At 63.1% G+C, this 17,856-nt stretch carries 16 protein-coding genes; 7 read left to right on the forward strand and 9 right to left on the reverse strand.

Translation table 11 applies throughout. The features are described from left to right. The first annotated feature begins 31 nt into the window (after window positions 1–31). The 3 genes from CH275_RS22730 to CH275_RS22740 all read left to right on the forward strand — a co-directional run bounded on the left by CH275_RS22730 (window position 32) and on the right by CH275_RS22740 (window position 3,208). Window positions 32–748 carry a GntR family transcriptional regulator gene (locus tag CH275_RS22730; protein WP_094680487.1) on the forward strand — a complete coding sequence of 239 codons (717 nt, stop codon included), beginning with the start codon at window positions 32–34 and terminating at the stop codon, window positions 746–748. 164 nt (window positions 749–912) lie between these two features. Then, window positions 913–2,466 carry an NCS1 family nucleobase:cation symporter-1 gene (locus tag CH275_RS22735; protein WP_094680584.1) on the forward strand — a complete coding sequence of 518 codons (1,554 nt, stop codon included), beginning with the start codon at window positions 913–915 and terminating at the stop codon, window positions 2,464–2,466. 10 nt (window positions 2,467–2,476) lie between these two features. Beyond that, the gene (locus tag CH275_RS22740; protein ID WP_094680488.1) at window positions 2,477–3,208 is read left to right on the forward strand and encodes an aspartate/glutamate racemase family protein; all 732 of its coding nucleotides are present in this window, start codon (window positions 2,477–2,479) and stop codon (window positions 3,206–3,208) included. Window positions 3,209–3,270: 62 nt separating this feature from the next. Here CH275_RS22740 and CH275_RS22745 read toward each other — a convergent pair whose 3' ends face one another. Beyond that, window positions 3,271–3,921, reverse strand: a complete 651-nt coding sequence (locus CH275_RS22745; protein ID WP_094680489.1) for a Rid family hydrolase — start codon at window positions 3,919–3,921, stop codon at window positions 3,271–3,273. 32 nt (window positions 3,922–3,953) lie between these two features. Then, window positions 3,954–5,531, reverse strand: a complete 1,578-nt coding sequence (locus CH275_RS22750; protein WP_094680490.1) for a flavin monoamine oxidase family protein — start codon at window positions 5,529–5,531, stop codon at window positions 3,954–3,956. Window positions 5,532–5,781: 250 nt separating this feature from the next. On the opposite strand from CH275_RS22750, the gene CH275_RS22755 reads away from it, so the two are divergent. Continuing rightward, on the forward strand, window positions 5,782–7,290 hold the full coding sequence (locus tag CH275_RS22755) for an APC family permease (protein WP_094680491.1): 1,509 nt from the start codon (window positions 5,782–5,784) through the stop codon (window positions 7,288–7,290). A gap of 2 nt (window positions 7,291–7,292) precedes the next feature. Then, window positions 7,293–8,039: an IclR family transcriptional regulator gene (locus CH275_RS22760; protein ID WP_256991177.1), complete on the forward strand. Its 747-nt coding sequence runs from the start codon at window positions 7,293–7,295 to the stop codon at window positions 8,037–8,039. Window positions 8,040–8,048: 9 nt separating this feature from the next. On the opposite strand, the gene CH275_RS22765 is transcribed toward CH275_RS22760, so the two are convergent. Next, window positions 8,049–8,237 carry a hypothetical protein gene (locus CH275_RS22765; protein ID WP_094680493.1) on the reverse strand — a complete coding sequence of 63 codons (189 nt, stop codon included), beginning with the start codon at window positions 8,235–8,237 and terminating at the stop codon, window positions 8,049–8,051. A 26-nt stretch (window positions 8,238–8,263) separates the two neighbouring features. Next, window positions 8,264–12,025 (reverse strand): nSTAND1 domain-containing NTPase, encoded by a 3,762-nt coding sequence (locus CH275_RS22770; RefSeq protein ID WP_094680494.1) that lies wholly within the window; start codon window positions 12,023–12,025, stop codon window positions 8,264–8,266. A gap of 223 nt (window positions 12,026–12,248) precedes the next feature. Here CH275_RS22770 and CH275_RS22775 point away from each other — a divergent pair, with 223 nt between their 5' ends. Next, entirely contained in the window at window positions 12,249–12,575 is a 327-nt protein-coding gene (locus CH275_RS22775) for a LuxR C-terminal-related transcriptional regulator (protein ID WP_256991178.1), read from the forward strand. A 12-nt stretch (window positions 12,576–12,587) separates the two neighbouring features. On the opposite strand, the gene mftD (CH275_RS22780) is transcribed toward CH275_RS22775, so the two are convergent. From mftD (CH275_RS22780) to mftA, 5 genes are read right to left on the reverse strand one after another with little or no spacing between them, the layout of a single operon-like run. Continuing rightward, the gene (gene mftD, locus CH275_RS22780; protein ID WP_094680495.1) at window positions 12,588–13,850 is read right to left on the reverse strand and encodes a pre-mycofactocin synthase MftD; all 1,263 of its coding nucleotides are present in this window, start codon (window positions 13,848–13,850) and stop codon (window positions 12,588–12,590) included. A gap of 8 nt (window positions 13,851–13,858) precedes the next feature. Further along, the gene (gene mftD / locus CH275_RS22785; protein ID WP_094680496.1) at window positions 13,859–15,037 is read right to left on the reverse strand and encodes a pre-mycofactocin synthase MftD; all 1,179 of its coding nucleotides are present in this window, start codon (window positions 15,035–15,037) and stop codon (window positions 13,859–13,861) included. A gap of 5 nt (window positions 15,038–15,042) precedes the next feature. Continuing rightward, window positions 15,043–16,272 carry a mycofactocin radical SAM maturase gene (gene mftC, locus CH275_RS22790; RefSeq protein ID WP_094680497.1) on the reverse strand — a complete coding sequence of 410 codons (1,230 nt, stop codon included), beginning with the start codon at window positions 16,270–16,272 and terminating at the stop codon, window positions 15,043–15,045. A gap of 34 nt (window positions 16,273–16,306) precedes the next feature. Then, complete coding sequence (gene mftB / locus CH275_RS22795; protein ID WP_094680498.1) at window positions 16,307–16,600, reverse strand: mycofactocin biosynthesis chaperone MftB; 294 nt, start codon at window positions 16,598–16,600, stop codon at window positions 16,307–16,309. Window positions 16,601–16,602: 2 nt separating this feature from the next. Further along, the gene (mftA, locus tag CH275_RS22800) at window positions 16,603–16,716 is read right to left on the reverse strand and encodes a mycofactocin precursor MftA (RefSeq protein ID WP_080730438.1); all 114 of its coding nucleotides are present in this window, start codon (window positions 16,714–16,716) and stop codon (window positions 16,603–16,605) included. 288 nt (window positions 16,717–17,004) lie between these two features. On the opposite strand from mftA, the gene mftM reads away from it, so the two are divergent. After that, a complete protein-coding gene (gene mftM / locus CH275_RS22805; protein WP_094680586.1) occupies window positions 17,005–17,832 on the forward strand; it encodes a mycofactocin oligosaccharide methyltransferase MftM in 828 nt (275 codons plus the stop codon). Window positions 17,833–17,856: the final 24 nt, after the last annotated feature.

Raw genomic sequence — 17,856 nt, forward strand, 5'->3', positions numbered from 1 at the left:
GCCGAAACACAGCGCCGCTAATCTTCGATTCGTGCCACCCCGCCGTCGGTCGATATTGCTCTCGCAATTGTCGATATCGGCACCCGGTGGCCCACAGCCGACAATTCTACGAGAGTTGCGACGAGTAATTCTCGCCGGCGACGCTCCACCGAATACCCCTATTCCGCTCAACGAAGTGGCGGAGCTGTTCGGAGTGAGCAGAATCCCGGTGCGTGAATCCCTCAAGACCCTCATCGGCGAGGGGCTGGTCGATCATCGACCGAACCTGGGCTACACGGTCGCGCAGCTGACCGCCGCCGAACTCCGCGAAATGTACATCGTACGAGAGGTTCTGGAGACGGCCGCCCTACCGGTCGCGGTCGATCTCGCCACCGGCACCGACCGCGCACACCTCATCGAGATCAATCGCCAGCTCGAGGCCTCGCTCGCCCAGGACGACTCGCGGGAATATCACCGCCTCTCGCGGGAATTCCATCTGTCCCTGACTCGCCCCTCTCGGATGCATCGACTACTTCACATGCTCGAATCGGCTTGGAACATAACTGAACCCGTACAACCGATGGTGCATGTCGCCGGGTCCGACAGAGCGTCACTGCACAGCGACCATGCCGATATGCTCGCAGCATTCCTGGACGGCGATTCCGCCGGACTGCTCGCCGCAGCACAACATCACCACACGCGTCTCAATTCGGTCATTTCGACACTGTCGAACGACCACGGATTGTTTGCCGACCCGCCGTCGGAATAGGGCCGAAAGCACGCCCGCAAAGAGACGGGAGTGCGGCCTGCAGGAACGACTCGCAAAGATATATCGCTCTCGTCACGAGTGCGCAACACTTCGCCGCTAGCTTTTGCTCATTCACCCGTTCACCTTCTTCGCTCACCTCATATGCCATGCCGTCAGGAGCATCGATGACAGATACAGCGCACGGTCCCGCTCAAACGGGAGATCTCGTGGAAGCCGCGGGCCACCCCGTCGGCGGTGGACTGATCAAGGACAGCTACGACCCGCGGCTCACCAACGAGGACCTTGCTCCGCTGAAGAAGCAGACCTGGACCTCGTACAACCTCTTCGCATTCTGGATGTCGGACGTGCACTCGGTGGGTGGGTACGTGACCGCGGGCAGCTTGTTCGCGCTCGGGTTGGCCAGTTGGCAGGTGTTGATCGCTCTGCTGGTGGGCATCTCGATCGTCTACTTCTTCTGCAACCTCGTAGCCAAACCGAGCCAGGTGTCGGGAGTTCCGTACCCGGTGATCTGCCGCAGTGTTTTCGGCGTCCTCGGTGCCAACATTCCGGCCATCATCCGCGGTTTGATCGCGGTGGCCTGGTACGGCATCCAGACGTTCCTGGCATCGGCCGCACTCGATATCGTGCTGATCAAGTTGTTCCCGTCGCTGGCTCCGTACGCCGTCACGGCCGATTACGGTTTCGTCGGACTCTCGTTGCTCGGCTGGGCGAGCTTCCTGTTCCTCTGGGTCGTTCAGGCTGCGGTGTTCTGGCGCGGCATGGAGTCCATTCGCAAGTTCATCGACTTCTGTGGCCCGGCCGTATACGTCGTGATGTTCATGCTGTGCGGCTATCTGATCTGGAAAGCAGGCTGGGGCGCAATCGATCTCAATCTCCAGGAGGTAGAGCACACGGGTCTGAGCTCCATCCCGGTGATGCTGGGTGCCATCGCTCTCGTGGTGTCCTACTTCTCCGGTCCGATGCTCAACTTCGGCGACTTCTCGCGCTACGGCAAGTCCTACGCGGCGGTGAAGAAGGGCAACTTCCTCGGACTGCCGGTGAACTTCCTGGTGTTCTCGATTCTCGTCGTCGTCACCGCGTCCCTGACCCTGCCGGTGTTCGGTGAGCTGATCACCGATCCGGTCGAGACCGTCGCCCGGATCGACAGCACCTTCGCCATCGTCCTCGGTGCCCTGACCTTCACGATCGCCACGATCGGCATCAACATCGTCGCCAACTTCATCTCGCCGGCATTCGACTTCTCCAACGTCAGCCCCCAGAAGATCAGCTGGCGTGCAGGCGGCATGATCGCCGCGATCGGCTCGGTGCTCATCACCCCGTGGAACCTGTACAACAATCCCGAGGTCATTCACCTGACGCTGGAAACTCTCGGCGCATTCATCGGACCGTTGTTCGGCATCCTGATCGCCGACTACTACTTGGTCCGAAAGCAGAAAGTCGTCGTCGACGAGCTGTTCTCGATGTCGCCCACCGGGTTGTACTGGTACTCGAAGGGTTACAACCCGGCGGCGGTGTACTCCACCATCGTCGGCGCACTGGTGGCCATGTTCACGGTGCTCTTCAACGGGGCCATCGACGGCATGGAGATCGCCGGAATGTCGACTGCGTCGAAGTACAGTTGGTTCATCGGCTGCGGCATCGGCTTCGTCATGTACTACTACTTGGCGACGAAGACCAAGCTCGCTGTCACCAATTTCGACGTTCCAGCCAAGGCATAGGATTTCGTACGTGCTCATCAAGGTCATCAATCCGAACACCACCGGTTCGATGACCGCAACAATCGGTGATTGTGCCCGGGCCGTAGTAGGCCCGGGCACCGTCATCGATGCGGTCAGTCCCTCGATGGGGCCGGTATCCATCGAAAGTCACGTCGACGAAGCCCTCAGTGTCCCCGGCATTCTCGCCGAGATCGCCAGTGGCGAAGCCGCGGGGGTCGACGGCTACGTCATCGCCTGCTTCGGCGATCCCGGCATCGACGCGGCCCGCGAATCCGCGTCCGGACCGGTCATCGGTATCGCGGAAGCGGCAATGCACGCCGCGAGTTTCCTGGGCCGCGGATTCAGTGTCGTCACCACCCTGGGCCGCACCGTCGGCAGAGCACAGGATCTGGCGCATCACTACGGCTTCGGCCGCCACTGTCTCGGTATCCATGCCTGCGACCTGCCGGTCCTCGATCTCGAGACCGACCCCGACGCCCGCAAGATCGTCACCGAGGCGTGTCGCGTGGCCGTCGAGACGGACGGCAGCGATGCTGTGGTTCTCGGCTGCGCGGGCATGGCCGATCTCTGCCAACACATTTCGGCCGAGATCGGAGTACCTGTGGTCGACGGTGTCGCCGCAGGAACGTTGTTCGTGCAGTCGATGATCACCCTGGGACTGAGCACCGGAAAGCGCGGCGAATTCGCTACGCCACCGGCCAAGCTCTACACGGGAATGCTCGAAGGTTTCAGTAGGCAGTAGCGCCCGAAATCCACTGGAGTGCAATTTCTCGATCCGATCGCAAGATCGATGCACTCGAACAACTACTTGACCGCGTCCACTTCTACCTCGACGAGCCAACCCGGAACCGGAAGCGAGGCGACCTCCAACGCGAATCGGGAGGGTCTCGCGGAGTTGCGTTCCAGCGGTGCCGCAGGCTCCGCGGTACCGAGCGGAACGAGTTCTGTCTCATCCGTATCGAGATTCGTATTCGCGAAGAACTGCCGATAAGCGCGGTTCCAGCCCGCGTAATCGGCGATGTCCGTGCCGGGCGCGTTGTCGAGGAACACGCGCATCGTCACGACATCCTCGAGCGTGTAGCCCTCTTGTTCGAGATTGTCGCGGATCTTCTTCAGTACGTTGATGCCTTGCGCTTCGGTGACTGTGACGCCTGGAGGCAGAGTCCCACCCGGGAACTCTTCGGTGTCTATGTAGGACTCGGGGGTACCGGTCGCAGCAGCGTCGTTCATGGCCGTACCTCCGATACCACTTGTCTTGTACACAGTTGCATCGCCGGATATCTCGACACCCTGCGCGATCATCGGGTTGTCCTCACCGGGTTCGATCACAGGCCTTGCACCCGAGGTGATTTCGGTTGTGTCGCCGGAGGCCTCGGAATCCGAGGAGCATGCTGCGGTGAACAGAATGGTTCCCGCTGCTGCAGCGGCAACGAGTGAGCGAGTGACGTGTGACAACGTGGGGCCTTTCGACAGGTATGGGATTTCGATCAGGACGTGGTGACACGCTCGTGCAGAGCGGTGACGACCTGGCGAGCCGATGTGAAGGCACCGTGCTGCCAGGCGATGGCATTGGACAGGTGATCACCTGCGAAATAGATTCGCTCGACGGGTGCGAGCAGTTTCTCGTATTCCGGCGTCGCGGCACCACCGTGCGAACCACCCGACCCCTCCCAATTGGCCCACGCACTTTCCGAATACTTGGTACGACGCCAACTGCCGGAGAAGGAACTCACGATATCGCGGGTGTATTTGTCGCCGTGGATCATGGATCCTTCGGCGATTGCTTTCGCCAACCTTTGCTTGTGAGTGAGGGATTCGAAGGCCTGATGCCTCTTGCCGCTGTTGTAGTACCCGACGACGACACCGCGATCGGAGTTGTAATGGTCGTACGGGAACATGATCTGTGAAATGTCGAGGTCGGTGTTGCTGGCACCGCCGTAGATGCGCTCGTCGGTCTCCCACCATCGGCGTGAATACTCGATCCCGAGCTTGCCCGACGAGAACGGCTTGGCCGCTCTGTTCGCCGCCAACACGTCCGCGGGGAGGTTCGTATCGAGGCGCCCGATCAGGTTGGGGGGAATCGTGCAGATCAGGTACTCGGCGTCGATCGACTCCGCTTTTCCGTCTTTCGTGTATTCGACGTCGACGCGCTCTCCGGCGTTCTTCATCGACGTGACCTCGGCTCCGTAGACGATATTGTCGACGCCGATCGACTCCTCGAACGCGTAGTAGATTCGATCCATGCCACCGACGGGTGAGAACATCAACATCGCTTGGTCGTAACCGAACTCGAAACTGAAATTGCGGCCTATCCCGCTGCGAATGACGTCGGACATGCCGTGCGGCTTCGTTTCGGCTCCGAAGTCGACACCTGCGCCCGGTTCGGACGAATAGCCGCGCCGCGTCGATCCGAGATACCGCCCGTCATCGGACAGGTCACCGAAATCGCTGAGGAACTCGGACAGTGCGTCCTTGTCGTCGCGGCTGAGCACGTCGTCCAGAGCACCCCGGTTTGCGGCCTTCTGAAGCAGTTCCGACATGTATCCGTACGTGTCTGCTTTCGCCGCCCGGTAGCTCACCGACTGCTGATTCAGCGCCGTGTCGCTCTTGTAATTGACTACGGTGTTGGCATTTTGATTGCCGAATGTCTGGAGCTCGACACCGAGCTCCTTGCAGTAGTCCATCGTGATGTGGCTCTGTGGAATTCGGGTCGCGCCGACGTTGTAGAAGTGGCCGTCGGAGAACGTGCACGTCTGAGTTTCCCCGTTCAGATCCGTCTCCTCGGCACCACCGCGAACAGACCACACACGGCCGCCCGGCCGGTTCCTCGCTTCGAGAATCGTCACCGAATATCCCGCTTTGCGGAGTTCGTAACTCGCACACAGTCCTGCAGGACCACCGCCGAGCACGACCACCGAAGGACTCCCCTCGACCCTCCCGATCAGGTCGGACATCGCCGGCGGTCTGAACCGTGTGGGCACCGCCTGAGCGGACGGGGCGAGGCCGATCGTCGACATCGCTCCATAGGCGAGCCCGGCTCCTCCCGTGACTCCGAGACCTCGCATGAACGATCTCCGTGTGACTGGCAATTCATGCTCCCATTCGTGCTGCCCGGTGCCTCGGTGGTCCGGGATCGAAAAGATTCGAGTGCAATCCTGAACGGCAGGTGATTCGGGAAGATCAACCTCGGGAAACCATCGAGAAAGCGCGAGTGAGAACGGACAGGATTTCGGACGAGGCATTCCCACTCGTACGGTTCCAGCCGATTCATGTTCGCAATGCCCGTGCAACATGCGCCCACTATTTTCGGCAACCATGTCCGCACTCGAGCACGCGATCGCCCGGTCGTTCTCTGCCGGTGAGCCGGCGCAACCCGCACTGTCACCTCTCCGCGCGCTCGGAAGGCGACAGCTGTCCGGGGTCGAGGTACTCGCCCAGTCGATCGCCACTACTGCACCCGCGGCATCGATGGTGGTGCTGCCCATCGCCATGCTGACGAACGACACAATGCTCGGAGGTGTGTTGACGATCGCTGCGGCGACGATCGTCGTATCGCTCATCGCATTCTGTATTTCGCAGTTCACCCGCAGGCTCGCTGCATCCGGAGGGCTGTACAGCTTCACCTTCCACGGTGCGCGAGCTCGCGCTGCGCTCACCGTCGGTACCGCCATGCTCGTGAAGTACTGCGCCAGTGGAGCGCTGACCCTCTACAGCGGCGGCCAGGCCGTCATGACCGTGCTCGATCAATTCCACATTGATGCGCGCGGAGACATTTCTACGATCGCCATCTACCTGCTGATCGCCGCATCGATCCTGGCATGTCTACTGCGCGGCGTCAGGTTCGCCGCAACGGCCATACTCGTCGTCGAAGTATGTTCACTGGTTTTCATCCTCGTGCTGCTGATGATTCCCGATGGTGCGGGCCGACCAGTCGATGTGGAGACCGCAGAGTCGTCGCACGGGATGCTGCTGGTCGCGCTGGCAGCACTGTTCTCACTGGCAGGCTTCGAGAGCGCCACGTTCTTTGCTCCCGAGGCACGTCGCCCGCTCGTCAACGTCACTCGCACCGTGATGCTCACCCCCATCATCTGCGGAACGCTGTTCACATTGGCCGCGTGGGCTGTGTGGTCCGGCCGAGGCAGCACTCTCATCAACGCGTACCTGCACGGGTCGTCCACCGGAATCGATCCATCTCTTGTGATCGCAGTGAACGTAGGACTGAGTTGCTCGTGGCTGGCGTCCTCGATGGCCTCGTCCAATGCAGCATCTCGCTTGGTTTACACGCTGGGGATCGAGAGGGTGATACCCCGCGTATTCGGCTCTGTTCACCAACGATTCCGCACTCCGTCCGTGGCGCTGGTCTGTGTGGTCGTCGGCTTGGCTGCGGCCAGTACCCTCTTCGCGGTCGGGTCGGGAGGTCCGCTGATCGACAACGTCAAACTTGCTGCCCGCGCTGCCCTGATCGTCGGATACGTTCTCGTCGCGGTCGCTGCCGTACTGTTCCTGCGCCGCATCGGTGAACTCGAGACACCTGTTGTCATCGCAGCCGCGCTCGCCTCGAGCTGCGGCGTCGGGGTTCTGATACTGCTGCTGTTCACCGACGGGATCACCGACAACCTCGTTCTGATCTCGGTGTTCTCGGTCATCGCACTGTCCGGAACGATATGGGCATCGTGGCTGCGTGCACGTTCACCTCTCGGCCTGCGCTCCATCGGTGTGTTCGACAGCGCGGAAAGCACGGACGTGCTGCCCGGTTCCGCGTCCTACGGTGAGAACTCCCGTGGCGCTGTCGCTCTGGTCAAACAGCAGCACAGGGAGCAATGACCGTGGCCGTGCGTACACCGCGGTTCGCCGAGGTCTCGGGTCACGAGCCGCGCGCAGTACAAAAAGCGCTCGCTCTCCTCGAAGCCGTCGCACACATCGGACCAGGGGCGAGCGCCAAGGAGATCGCACAGGCAACAGGGGTTGCGCCCGCAACTGCATACAGACTGCTCAATCTGTTGGTCGCAGACGGGTACCTCGTACGCATCGACGACCTTTCCGGGTTCGCGCTCGGTCGACGTACGCGCGAACTCGCGGGACCCGATCCCGGTCACGATCCTGATTCCATTCGCCGCGACGTATTGGACAGTCTGCGATCCCACATTCGATTCGGTGTCTACCTCGCGTCGTACGAAGGCGGCCGCATCAGTCTGGTGGATCGAGATCCGGACCACGATTTGGTCGCGGAGAGCGCCATACTGACACATCCCCATGCATCGGCCATCGGGAAAATGATGCTGGCACGTCGCTCGGAGATTCTCCCGACCGGGAAGCTTCGCGTTTTCACGTCACACACGATTGCCGACAGCGACGCACTGTCCCTGGAGCTGACCCGGGTCCGCACGTCGGACCTCGCCACCGAAACCGACGAGATGAGAATCGGTCGTTCCGCCATTGCGGTACCACTTCGAGACGAATTGGGCTCGGTCAGTGGATGTCTCGCCGCGATCGGTAGGACCGGCCGACTACGAACGGACGACTCCGATCTGATCGATCTGCTCCGAGCATCAGCAGGGAGGCTACGCCCATGACCGTCGAATTCAGCGACGAACGGAGGCGACCGTGTAACCGATTGCTCCGCCCGCAACCAGTACGCCGACGAGCAGCAGCACAACCTGCAGGGCCGTGGACATCGAGTCATCGAACAACCCGACATAGATCACGACGCAGGAGGCCGCAAGCGCGACGAGAGCGGACGCCGTAGCGCTTCTCGGAAACTTGTCGGTCATTGCGCAAGTACACCATCCCCACTCGGTCAGCTGCTACACAACTCTCGGTAGGGAACGCCGGGTAGGTACTGGGCCCATTCGGCCTCCGTCACCACCGATCCTCCGGATACGCACAGGCGACTGCGCACCTCCTCCGGCTCGGTGCGCCAGATGCGGACATCGCGGGCCGTGCCACCGCCGAAGACCACCCGTCCGTCTGCGCCGAAGACCGCATCGTTGACGCGCTGACCGTACGCGGAGAGGGCGGCGTACTGCTCGGGTGCCGCGCGGTCCTCCACGTTCCACAGCCAGACCGTCGAGCCCCCGTCGCCTGCAGCCAACCGCATGCCGGACCGATCGAATGCCAGCGATGAGATCGGGCTCGACGGCCCGACGATACGAGACAAGTGTTGCGGCGCGGAGGGACTGGTCATGTCCCACAGTCGAACCGAACGATCCGCGCTTCCTGCGGCGAGAGTTCTCCCGTCCGGTGAGATGGCTACGGCCTGAACGCTACTTTCGAAACCTTCGAGCGTCGCCATTCGGCGTGGCTCGGTGGGGTCGCCGAGATCCCACAGCTCGACCACGCCACCGACGCTGGCAACGGCGAGTACGGACCCTTCGGGCGACAGGGCCATTCCCGCCGGATAATTTCCCGCGATCACAGTCGACAACAGACGCGGGGTGGAGGGGTCGACCAACGACCACACCGACACGTCGTTCGAGCTCTGACCGGACACGACGAGCACGGTCCCCGTCCAATCGAAGGCCAGCACTGCAGTCAGGCTGGAAGTTGCCTTTCGGATGACGCCCAGGGCCACCGGATCGTCGAGATCGGTTGTGTCCCACAGCTGAAATCCCCCGGTTGCCGTGCCGGCCGCGGCTCGGTTGCCGTCGGCCGTGAGCGCCACCGCACCTGTCTGGTCCATACCGTCGCCGAGGACCAACGGCTTCGACGCCACCGGATGGTCCACATCCGAGACGTCCCAGAGCGTCGTGGCGGAGGCCCGGGTGCCTGCACCGACGAGCAGACGCGTGCCCGACGCACCGACGGGGTTCTGAAAGATCGTGTCACCGGCATCGGCGAGGGCAGGCCCGGGAAGCGGCCAGATCCGGGTGATGCCGTCGCCGCTGGCGGTCACGATCGATGACCGATTCGGGGCGAACGCCAGTGAACTCACCACGGAAGGACCCGGCAGCGTGAGCTGCGCTGCGCCCGAGGCCGCGTCCCACACCTTCGAGGAATTGTCCGAACTCGCCGCAGCGATCAGAGTCCCGTCCCCGCTGAACGCCACATCGTTGACGTAGCTGGTGAATCCCGTCAACGCCGGCAGAGGAGACAACCGGCCGGCGTCGACAGCCCACCGCAGAACCTCGCGACCGGTAGTGCCTGCGATCAACGTCGTACCGTCGGGAGAGAAGGCCAGCTGTTGCGCAGTGTAGGTCGATCCGTCCGAGGGAACGTCGATCAGCGGAACGGTGGGGACGGGCAGCCTGCTCGCGTCCCACACCCGCATCGCGCGCCCGGGGCCGACCGTCACCAGGTACCTACCATCGGGACTGAATTCGGTGGCTGTCGGCGAACCGGGTTGAGCCACTTCGGCCGCCACGGTCGGCCGGGCGGGATCTCCGACGTCGAGGAGCGGCAACGACTCGGACCCGGTCCCGACGAGAAGCAAGCGGCCATCAGGAGAGTAGGACAGACTCCGCACCTCGCTGAAATCGTTGTACGACAACAGTGTCGGTGCAGTCGGGTCCGATACATCCCACAGTTCGACGCCGTAGAACCCTCCGACAGCGAGGACGCCACCCCTGGGATCGAACGTCAGCGCCGAAGCATCACGGGAGACGATGTCGCCGAGCTTCGCGTGACCGTCCGTGAGAGACCACATTCGAACGTGTCCATCGGATCCGGCTGTTGCCACGATGCTTCCGCGCGAATCGACCGCGGTCACTGCTCCGCCCTCCACGCCGAGTAACCGCACAGGAGCGTGAATCGCGGACGAGTCGAGCAACGCAGATTGGGCCTCCGCCGTTCGGTCGACCTCGTACGACGCCAACGCGAAGTATGCGGCCAGACCGGGATCTCGGTCTCTCAATTGCACTGCAACACCGGCAATCTGACGAGACACCGCCTCTGCCTCAGCATTCTCGGCATCGATCCGCCGGCTGTTCGCGTCCGACCGGGCTACGAAAGCAGTCACCGCGAGTGTCACGGCAAGCACGGTCAGAATCGCGAGTGCAGTGACGAGCGTTTCGAGGGTGCGTCGTCGACGTCGGTCGTTTCGATTCTGTTCCTCGACTCGATTCGCGCTTGCTTCGAGGTAGAGCTTTTCGATGGAATTGAGATCTCTCCGGCGTACCGGCCCGACAGATTCCTGCACGAGGGCCAGCCTCGACGCAGACAGCAGCGAACCGTCGTCTCGGTCGTTGTGCTTCCACAGTTCTGCCGCTTGGGTGAGCCGACGGTGCTCGACCAGCCACTGACGGTCGGCGTCGAGCCACTCACCGAGCCGCGGCCACGCTGTGAGCAACGCCTCGTGGGTCACCTGAACCGTCTCTTCTTCGACGGTCAGCAATCTGCGCGCGGCAAAGCGCTCGACCACGACATCGACGTCGGTGACGGCGTCTACGTCCTCGTCGCCGTAGAACAGCCCGACACGATCGACGCGGCGACGAGTCACCACGTCGTCGTCGAGATTGACCAGACGCATGAAGATGCGTCGTGCTTCGCGCTGCTGTTCGGAAGTCAAGGCGGAGAACACTTCCTCGGCGCTCTGCCCCACCGCACCTCCGATCCCACCGGTTGCAAGATAGTTCGCGACGGTCAGCGTCCTGCCGCTCGACACCTGCCAGGTGGTCAGCAATGCATACGAAAGCAGCGGCAGGGCACCGGAGTCGTGAGCGAATTGTGAACCACGCGGACCCAATTCGCCGACCAACACCTGCACGAGCGCATCGTCGACGGTGACGCCCGCTTTCGCGGCAGGCGACACGATGACGTCCCGCAGTTGCGTTTCGGTGAGCCGCCCGACGACCACAGGGTTGTCGGACAGTCCGGCCAGTAGAGCATCCTCCGACACGGCGTTCTGATAGAAGTCGGCCCGCAGACCAATGACGAGGACCGACCCGGAGTCGGTCGACGCCGATGCCGCGCGGAGAAAGCTTTCGCGCTCATGCATCGTCGCCAGCGTCCACAACTCCTCGGCCTGATCCAGAACGACGACCGAACCCGGTGCCAACGACGCTGTTCGCGCGGGGAAAGCGCGTATGTCGCCGACACCCGAACAGAGTGCCGAGCCGGCGAATCTCGGTGCCAGGCCGGCTCGCAGCAGCGAGGACTTGCCCGAGCCGGACGCCCCGACGACGACCACAATGCCTCCACCGAGGTCGAGGGCTTCGCGCACGCGCGTGTTCAGACGCTCGATCACATCGTCGCGTCCGAAGAACCACTCCGCATCGGCGGACTCGAACACCTCCAAGCCCTTGTACGGGGGGTCGCCCTTCACCGGGTCGACCGTGCGCCTGCCCGAGACGGACCGCACCCTCGACACCGCGTCCCACCACCGTGACCGCTCGTCCTCGTCGTCGACTCCGCAGGCGATGAGGACGGCAGAGAACATCTCGGCGCTGGCCTTCGTCGGTACGTGGTGACCGGAGAACCAGCCGCTTATGGTGCCGTGCAGGCCACCGGAACGCTCGACGATGTCGCGGACAGTGGCATTCGCCTGGATCCTGATGGCGCGCAGCCCCGCGGCGAATTCGGTGCGATCCGAGATCGACGAGGGATCCGGGCGATCGGAGGTCATGGGCGAAAACTATAGGTCCGGAAGATCATCCGCCCATGCACTCGAACACCCCCTGAGCAGCACAAACAGCAAATTGCTTCGTTTGAATGACGCATATGTCGAATCAGGATCCGACCGTATTGACCTTGTATGGACTTCCTCGTACAGCTGGATCCGCAGCGCCGTTCCTTCGACGATGGACGCTGAGGTCAGGGATGGATGGATATACGAGGGGGAAATTTTCGTGCTCGAGCAGACGTCGGCATCGGCGGTACATCACTCGTTCCGGAGGCCGAGACAGTCGGCACCCGGGGCACTCCCCACACCGCCCGACCCGCATCGCCCCAAGCCCGCGCTGAGCGCCCGCGAGATCGAGGTCATGATCGCCTGGTTCGCCTCGGACTCGAAGACGGTTGCGGCTCGGTCCGTCTACATTTCGGTGGGCACGATCAACACGCACATCACCCGTGTCCGACAGAAATACGCGGCAGTGGGCCGCAACGCCCCGACGAAGGCAGCCCTGTTCGCCCGCGCACTGCAGGACGGTCACACTCACCTGTCCGATTGGTGACCACCGATTCGACTACCCCTCGCGAGATGGCCGGGCGCGAATCAGCTTCTCGGATACGAATTCACTGCTCCGATCTGGCGTCGGGTGTACCGGACCGGCGAGTCGATCGGCGCGAGCGAAGCCAGGTGGCACGACGACATCGGATGGTCCGAGCGTGTGCACCGATGCGTGCCCCAGTCCGAGCACCGCGGAATCCAGGCCGACGCGCAGGATATCGAGCACGTTCTCGACGCCGGCCTGACCGTCGCCCGCCAAACCCCACAGATATGCCCGCCCGATCAGCACTGCTCGCGCACCGAGCGCGAGCGCTTTCGCCACGTCGCTTCCCCGCCTGATACCACCATCGAGGGTGATCTCGACCTGATCCCCCACTGCTTCGGCAATCGCGGGCAGCGCCCGAATCGAGGCCGGGGAACCGTCGAGATTGTTGCCCCCGTGATTGGACACCGAGATCGCGGTGACACCGGCGTCGACGGCCCGCAGTGCGTCGTCGACCCGCGAGATGCCCTTGAGCATGAACGGACCGTCCCACTGCTCGCGTAGCCAGGCGATGTCCTCCCACGTGGGCAGCGGGGTCGACTTCCACTCGCGATATGCGGCGAAGAACGTCGGCGCGGGCTTTCCGGGTGGAGCGAGGTTGGGCGCAGTCAGATCCGGGAGGGTACCCGAGCGCGCCCACCGGGCCAGCCATCGCGGCCGCGCCAGTGCTTCCGGTGCCAATCGGAGCATCGCCCTGGCGTCGAGGCGTTCCGGAATCACCGGGCTCCCCCAGTCGCGGCCCTCGGAGAACGACCAGTCCACGGTGACGATCAACCCGACGGCACCCGCACTGCGTGCGCGATCGAGCATGTGCGCCAACAATTCCCGTGATCCGACCCAGTGCACTTGGAAGAACGTCCGCGGGTTCGCCGCGACGACCTCCTCGATGGGTTTGCTCGCGAACAACGACAATCCCATCGAGATCCCCCGCGCCGCTGCAGCCCTCGCCACCGCGACTTCACCCGACGGGTGCACGGCTTGCACACCCGTCGGCGAGATCATCACCGGAAACGACAGCGGTTGCCCCATCAGCGTCGTCGACAACTCCCGCTCGTTCGACAGACCCGCCACGTGCGGGGCGAACCCGAGTTCAGCGAACGCAGCCGTATTATCCGAGGCAGTGATTCCGCGTTCCGATCCCGCGACCAGAGCGGCGTACACCGACTTCGGAAGCCGCTTCTTCGCGCGCCGCTGGGCCTGCGCAACGGACTCGAACCACCCCGACTCGGTGAACACACAGCGCCCTAGACGCCGAGCCTGCGGTCGAACCCGGCCGGCATGACTACATCCGACGGCGACAGATCGTGCACCGAGGTGTGCCCGAGCCCCAGGACAGCGGAATCGACTCCGCCGCGCAGAATGTCGAGCACGTTCTCCACACCTGCCTGACCACCCGCGGACAGACCCCACAGATATGCCCGCCCGATCAACACCGCCCGCGCACCGAGAGCCAGCGCCTTCACAACATCACTACCCCGCCGGATTCCGCCGTCGAGGGTGATCTCGATCTGATCGCCGACCGCCTCCGCGATAGCAGGAAGAGCCCGGATCGGAGCCGGGGTGCTGTCGAGATTGTTGCCTCCGTGGTTGGAGACCGAGATCGCCGTGCACCCGGCGTCGACAGCCCTCTTCGCGTCGTCGACGCGCATCACGCCCTTGAGCATGAACGGTCCGCCCCACTGCTCACGCAGCCACGCCACGTCCTCCCACGTCGGCAACGGAGTACCCATCCATTCCCCGTACGCCCCGAAGAACGTCGGAGCAGGACCACCCGTCGGTGGGGTGAGATTCGGCGTCGTCAGATCGGGGATCTTGCCGGTCTTGGCGAACTCCCACAACCACTTCGGACGGGTGATGCCCTCGGGTGCGAACTGCACCATGGCCTTGAGGTCCATCTTCTCCGGGATCGAGGGGCTACCCCAATCGCGGCCGTTGGAGAAGGACCAGTCCAGGGTCATGATCAACCCGACAGCACCTGCAGCGCGGGCCCGCTCCATCCGCTGTAGCAAGATCTCCCGCGATCCGACCCAGTACATCTGGAAGAAGGTCTGCGGGTTCGCCGCCGCGACCTCTTCGACGGACTTGCTCGCGAACGAGGACAGCCCGATCGGAATGCCCCGTGCTGCCGCAGCTCTCGCGACGGCGACCTCACCGTCAGGATGCACCGCCTGCACACCCGTCGGGGAGATCATCACCGGGAACGACAGCGACTGCCCCATCACCGTCGTCGACAGATCCCGCTTGTCCGACAACCCAGCCACGTGCGGGGCAAATCCGAGTTCACCGAACGCCGCCATGTTGTCATCGATCGTCAGTCCGCGCTCCGAGCCGGCCACCAGCGCGGCGTACACGGACTTCGGTAGACGCTTCTTCGCACGCCGCTGCGCCTCGGCAACGGTCTCGAACCACGCACTCTTCGCCATAGCTCTTATTCCTGTTCCATTCCTGCGAGCGGGTTCTCGTCGCAGATTTTTGCCGGCGGACGCATCATCAACGTCAGCGGCACCGACTTTCGAGGGGTCTTGCGCTGACCGGTACGTGAATGATCGACACTCGATTTGGGGATCTCCCCCGCCGTCGCCAACGCCATCTCACCGTTACCGATCACGCATTCGGGGTCCGGACCATCCATCGGCAGTCCGGTGAAGAATTTCGCCGCCATGCAGCCGCCGCGGCACGCGTCGAAGTGGGCGCACTTGGTGCACGCGCCCGAGGTCTGAGGTGACCGGAGTTCCTGGAACAACTCCGATGTCTGCCACACCGCTTGGAAACCACCCATGCCGTCTTTGGCGTCTCGGACGATGTTGCCGGCGAGGAAGTTCTCGTGGATGGCGAACGGGCAGGCGTACACGTCGCCGATCGGGTCGATCAAACACACCACCCGTCCCGCGCCGCACAGGTTGAGCCCCGGCAGGGCGTCCCCGAACGCGGACAGGTGGAAGAACGAATCCCCCGTCAACACACCTTCACCGTTGGCGACGAGCCAGTTGTAGAGCTCTCGCTGCTGACCGGCCGTGGGGTGCAGATCGTCCCATACATCCGCGCCGCGACCCGACGGCCGCAACCTGGTGATACGCAGTGTCGCAGCATATTTGTCGGCCAATGCCTTGAAATCGTCGAGCTGACTCACGTTGTGCCGGGTGACGACGACCGAGATCTTCGCGTCCCGGAAACCGGCCTCCTTCAGGTTCTCCAACGCTCGGCACGCCATGTCGAACGAACCCGGTCCGCGGACCGCATCGTTGACCTCGGCAGTTGCGCCGTCGATGGAGATCTGGACGTCGACATAGTCCGACGCCGCCAGCCGCGCGGCCACCTTCTTGTCGATCTTGACTCCGTTGGTGGAGAACTTCACACCCACCTGATGCGCCGTCGCATAATCGACGAGCTCCCAGAAGTCCGACCGCACCGTCGGCTCCCCACCACCGATATTGACGTAGAAAACCTGCATCTTCTGCAGCTCGTCGATGATCGACTTGCACTGCTCGGTACTGAGTTCGCGAGGGTCGCGGCGACCCGACGAGCTCAGGCAGTGCACACACGACAGATTGCATGCGTAGGTCAACTCCCACGTCAGACAGATCGGCGCGTCGAGTCCGAGTTCGAACTGGTCGACCAGTTTGCCTACCGGAGCGGGTCTTTCGAGGGTGGAGGTCATGGGCGGAAGTCCTCTTCTACTAATGGGTGAGGCTTTACGGGCGGGTGATCATGCTCGAGTCGGCCAACGTTGCGAGCGCTGTCACGTATGGGGCCGACTGCGACTCGGTGATCCCTGCGGCCGCGATCGCCGAACGCATGTCCGGGTGTTCCGGCAGCGATTCGATGATCGCCACGATCGTGCGGTTCTTCAGAAACGAGAGCTTGCGAGTTCCGAAGTGATACAACAACGCCCCGAACGATTCCGGACGCAACGCCACCTGCGGATGCAGAGCCCACGGCGCATCCAGATCGAACTCGTCGAGGTCGTCGCGTACTGCAGTGGTCATGATCAGTACACGCCGCACATGCCGTCGATCGACACTTCCTCGACCAACGACTCTTCGACCAGATCGGACTCGACGACAGCCGTGCCGACCACAGCATTCTCATTTTTCTTCGACATCTGGAACCTCCTACGAAATATGCTCGGTCACAATCCGATTGGTTGTGTCTCGGATCACCACGCTAGCGGCCGATCACGACTCGGCACCGGCGTGCCGGGAGGAACTGGTCGGCCGTCGCGATCAACCGTCCAAATGGGTAGGTATCGTCCCGTCCGGCATGCGGGGTCCACAGCGTCCGGGCGGCCCGACCTGCTCGGGAGCGGCCGATTCGTCCACCGATGTGTGGAACGCTCGACCTCACCGAAGGGGCCGCCACTCCCGGCGTCCGACGAACAGAATGGCTTTCGATGACCGAGCTGGATGCACTGGCACCGAGCCCGGATGGAGTGTGGGCTCACGAGAACGTGGTCGTTCGGCGTCTTCCCGGACTGGAGTTCGACGCGGTCCGAACAGGATCGACCGTGCAGGTGTGCCATGGCCTGACGTCTCGAGACATCGGTGAACGCCTCGTTCCGATCGTGACCGCGCAGGCACGTCATGTGGGTCTTTCACAGCGGGAATTCGAGTTGGTGTTGGTCGGGATCGTCCGCACCACCGTCGCCGATCCGGTCGACGCCTGGACCACCTACTATCGCAATTCCCTGGACGAACTGCTCTCCGGCGCCGCCGATTTCGCTCCCGTCCACGAACACGCGGAGAACCTGATCGTCGGATCAGTGCTCGACATGGGATCGTGCTTCGGCTTCTTTCCACTACGACTGGCAATGAAGGGCCACTCGGTGACTGCGACGGACCTCTCCGCCGGCACCATGCGGTTGCTCGCCGTCGTGGCCCCGCATCTCGGAATCACACTCGACACGGTGGTGTGCAACGCGGCAGATGTTCCCGTTGCCGACGGCAGTGTCGACACTGTGACTGCACTACACCTCCTCGAGCATGTCGACGCCGAGACCGGCTCCCGCATAGTGGAAGAAGCACTACGCATCGCGCGCACTCGTGTCGTGGTCGCCGTGCCCTTCGAGACCGAGACAACCGCCTGTCACGGACACATCCGTACGTTCGACGAGACGTCGTTGATCGAGCTCGGTCGCTCGTCCGGTGCGCGGTTCGAGACATCGGAGCACCACGGCGGGTGGCTCGTGATCGACAAGGCCTCGACACCCCAGTTGGCCTGAACAGGCTTCGCGCCCAGGCGTCGC

Origin of the sequence: Rhodococcus sp. 06-235-1A (assembly GCF_002258785.1) — a bacterium.
In the GTDB taxonomy this organism is placed as follows: domain Bacteria; phylum Actinomycetota; class Actinomycetes; order Mycobacteriales; family Mycobacteriaceae; genus Rhodococcoides.

Coding starts and splice junctions, on each gene's coding strand:
- CH275_RS22735 (WP_094680584.1), top strand. CDS start 913: ATGACAGATACAGCGCACGGTCCCGCTCAAACGGGAGATCTCGTGGAA.
- CH275_RS22750 (WP_094680490.1), bottom strand. CDS start 5,531: ATGCGAGGTCTCGGAGTCACGGGAGGAGCCGGGCTCGCCTATGGAGCG.
- CH275_RS22755 (WP_094680491.1), top strand. CDS start 5,782: ATGTCCGCACTCGAGCACGCGATCGCCCGGTCGTTCTCTGCCGGTGAG.
- CH275_RS22765 (WP_094680493.1), bottom strand. CDS start 8,237: ATGACCGACAAGTTTCCGAGAAGCGCTACGGCGTCCGCTCTCGTCGCG.
- CH275_RS22770 (WP_094680494.1), bottom strand. CDS start 12,025: ATGACCTCCGATCGCCCGGATCCCTCGTCGATCTCGGATCGCACCGAA.
- mftD (WP_094680496.1), bottom strand. CDS start 15,037: ATGGCGAAGAGTGCGTGGTTCGAGACCGTTGCCGAGGCGCAGCGGCGT.
- mftC (WP_094680497.1), bottom strand. CDS start 16,272: ATGACCTCCACCCTCGAAAGACCCGCTCCGGTAGGCAAACTGGTCGAC.
- mftB (WP_094680498.1), bottom strand. CDS start 16,600: ATGACCACTGCAGTACGCGACGACCTCGACGAGTTCGATCTGGATGCG.
- mftA (WP_080730438.1), bottom strand. CDS start 16,716: ATGTCGAAGAAAAATGAGAATGCTGTGGTCGGCACGGCTGTCGTCGAG.
- mftM (WP_094680586.1), top strand. CDS start 17,005: ATGACCGAGCTGGATGCACTGGCACCGAGCCCGGATGGAGTGTGGGCT.